Annotated in this window: 3 protein-coding genes and 1 pseudogene; 2 read left to right on the top strand and 2 right to left on the bottom strand. The window is 46.4% G+C overall.

From position 1 onward, the window contains the following. Both A8707_RS26000 and A8707_RS25995 read left to right on the top strand, forming a co-directional pair. Positions 1–352 (top strand): annotated as a pseudogene (locus A8707_RS26000) (transposase); the annotation flags it as partial. Positions 353–574: 222 nt separating this feature from the next. Further along, positions 575–1,075, top strand: coding sequence for a hypothetical protein (locus tag A8707_RS25995; RefSeq protein ID WP_068820338.1), 501 nt, complete (start codon positions 575–577; stop codon positions 1,073–1,075). Positions 1,076–1,228: 153 nt separating this feature from the next. Here the strand turns inward: A8707_RS25995 and A8707_RS25990 are convergent, their stop codons facing one another. Together A8707_RS25990 and A8707_RS25985 are read right to left on the bottom strand one after the other, a co-directional pair. Continuing rightward, positions 1,229–1,759: an IS630 family transposase gene (locus A8707_RS25990; protein WP_082906518.1), complete on the bottom strand. Its 531-nt coding sequence runs from the start codon at positions 1,757–1,759 to the stop codon at positions 1,229–1,231. 43 nt (positions 1,760–1,802) lie between these two features. Next, on the bottom strand, positions 1,803–2,171 hold the full coding sequence (locus A8707_RS25985; protein WP_068820334.1) for a helix-turn-helix domain-containing protein: 369 nt from the start codon (positions 2,169–2,171) through the stop codon (positions 1,803–1,805). Between the last annotated feature and the right edge of the window lie 250 nt (positions 2,172–2,421).

Raw genomic sequence — 2,421 nt, 5'->3', positions numbered from 1 at the left:
GATGGATTGGTATAGTCGTCACGTCTTGTCCTGGCGGATCTCCAACACTCTAGAAGTTCACTTTTGCGTGGAGGCGTTGGAAGAAGCCTTATCCAACTACACCCCACCTGTGATCTTTAACACGGATCAAGGGGCACAGTTTACAGCGAACGCCTTTACAGACTGTCTGAAAGCCTCTGGAGTTCAGATTAGTATGGATGGTCGAGGGCGCTGCCACGACAACATCTTTATCGAACGATTGTGGAGGAGTCTAAAGTATGAGTTGATTTATCTCAAAGCGTTCGAGGATGGTCAACATTTAACGCAAGAGGTCAAACAGTGGTTTCGTTGGTACAATCAAGTTCGTCCACATTAAGGATTAGATTATCAGACACCAAATCAAGTGTATTGTGATAATCTAAAGAAACGAAGTGAGTGATAAAGCAATTGAGATCTTGAACACGAAACTGAATGGATCTGAGAATCTGAATCCCTAGCTTATTCATCCCCTGAAAACTGTCTAGTCTTGGGGGTCCACTTCACTGCACTGGTACGTCAAGAGTCACAATACTGGGAGTTGATTAGCCAAATCCTTGTGGAAAACAGACTCATTCCAAACGGCATCACTGAACAGGGGTTGATGCGCTATGAAAGCTGTGACCTTCCCCAAAGCTGTGAACTAAACTACACCGAAGCTCGGTTGCTGTGGCGATATTGGAGGACAGAGATGCGCTCCCTATCTCCTGAACAGGAATCCAGTCTCATGATCCAGACCCCAAAAGGATGGCAATGGGTTTTGGGCATCGAACACAGCCAGGAAATGCTGTTCATCAAAACAGATGACAATGAACTGATGCTTCACAACAAAGATCGCGTGGTTTGGCTCAGTCCGGTCGTGGAGCAACCTGAAACCCAAATATTTGGCTATAAACCCCTTGCAGAAAAACCAAGACAAGCCGTTGCTGAATCACTGCAAATCCTGGGCAAAGTCATTCAGATGAGATCTGGAAAGCTCTACATCCAAACCAGCCAAGGGGAGATAGTGGTAGAGGGGACGGATTTGAGCTTTTATCTAGAGTCAGGACAACAGAGGTGAAATAGGGGTTTGAGGGCATTGATTAGCCAATCGGTTAGGGATGTTTCTGCATCGTAGAGATTGAGCCTTCAGAAATCGCCAAATCAATTAATTAATTTAGGGGCGATTCTCATCTAAAGGTCAGAGCCACGATTATAGCGGTTTTCAGCTCAGTTAAGTACAGTAGCATCGGTAGGTGAACCAACCTTCAATATCTTTTGAGGTCACAGACTTGAGGGCATCCGTAATTCCTTGATCTAGTGCTTCGCGAGAGCGAGCCGCCACCGACCGTAAAAACGCTTTGACTTTCGACCAGCAGTTCTCAATCGGATTAAAGTCAGGAGAATAGGGCGATAAATAGACCAGCTTTGCCCCTGCTGCTTCAATCCGTTCTCGAACTCCATCCATCCCATGAGAACTCAAGTTGTCCATGACGACACAAGCGCCGACCCATAGGTTAGGCACTAACCTCTGTTCCACAAAGTATTTGAAGACATCTCCGTTAAGTCCACCCTCAAAGGTGAGTGCTGCCACCCTCCCGTTTAAGCTCATCGCTCCCACTAGGGTGACATTACGTCCTTTTTTGTAGGGACGTTCTCCCGTCGCTCGGTCTCCTGGAAGGGCACGAGCGTACAGCCGCGCCATCATCAAGTTCACCCCGGTCTCATCGAGAAAGACTAAATCGTCTGGACGAATGTCTCGAATCTGCTCTCGATACGCTTGGCGTAGTACCTGAACTCGGTCTGTTTCAGCTTGACTGGCGTGCAGAGTTTTTTTTTCGCGTCAAGTTCAACTGTTGCAGGGTGCGGCAAACGGTACTGGGACTGACCCGAATCTGAACCTGTCGGTCGAGTTGGTCACATAACTCTTGCAAGGTCGCATCGTTATCTTGTTCGACTAACTGCTCAATCAAGTTCAGTTGATTCGCTAACCGACTGATAAAACCACCGGTGTGAGGTTTGGGTTCAACGGTTCCTTCGGTTTGATGACGTTTGAGCAAGAGGCGCACAAAATTTGGACTGACCTTGAATCGTTTGGCTAATTCCCGTTGCGATCCTTCTTGTTGCTCATAGGCATCCACCACTTTCTGACGCAGATCTACAGAGTAAGCTTTCATATTAAATCCTGAGTGACCACTGCTCTACCTCTAATGTACTCAATTGAGCTGCAAACCGCTATAAGCGTAAGCCAATCAAAAAGAAACTCAAGAAACGAGCATTTTACCGAGTGAGAAAACCTTGAACTGCCAGAATAAAGCCTGTAAGATATTGGGTTGTGTCGCAAATACTTTTTAGTGACAAACGAAGTATTTCGTTCGCATTCCGTTAAGCGCTAATTCCGAAAAGTTCTTCAATAAACTTCACTTG

The organism is Phormidesmis priestleyi BC1401 (assembly GCF_001650195.1).
Lineage (GTDB): Bacteria > Cyanobacteriota > Cyanobacteriia > Leptolyngbyales > Leptolyngbyaceae > Phormidesmis_A > Phormidesmis_A priestleyi_B.
The sequence above is the reverse complement of the archived record's forward strand: the minus strand, read 5'-3'. Positions and strand labels throughout refer to the sequence as shown.

Bases quoted from the DNA above. Each gene is read 5' to 3' on its own strand.
- A8707_RS25985 (WP_068820334.1), bottom strand. From the start codon at position 2,171: ATGAAAGCTTACTCTGTAGATCTGCGTCAGAAAGTGGTGGATGCCTAT.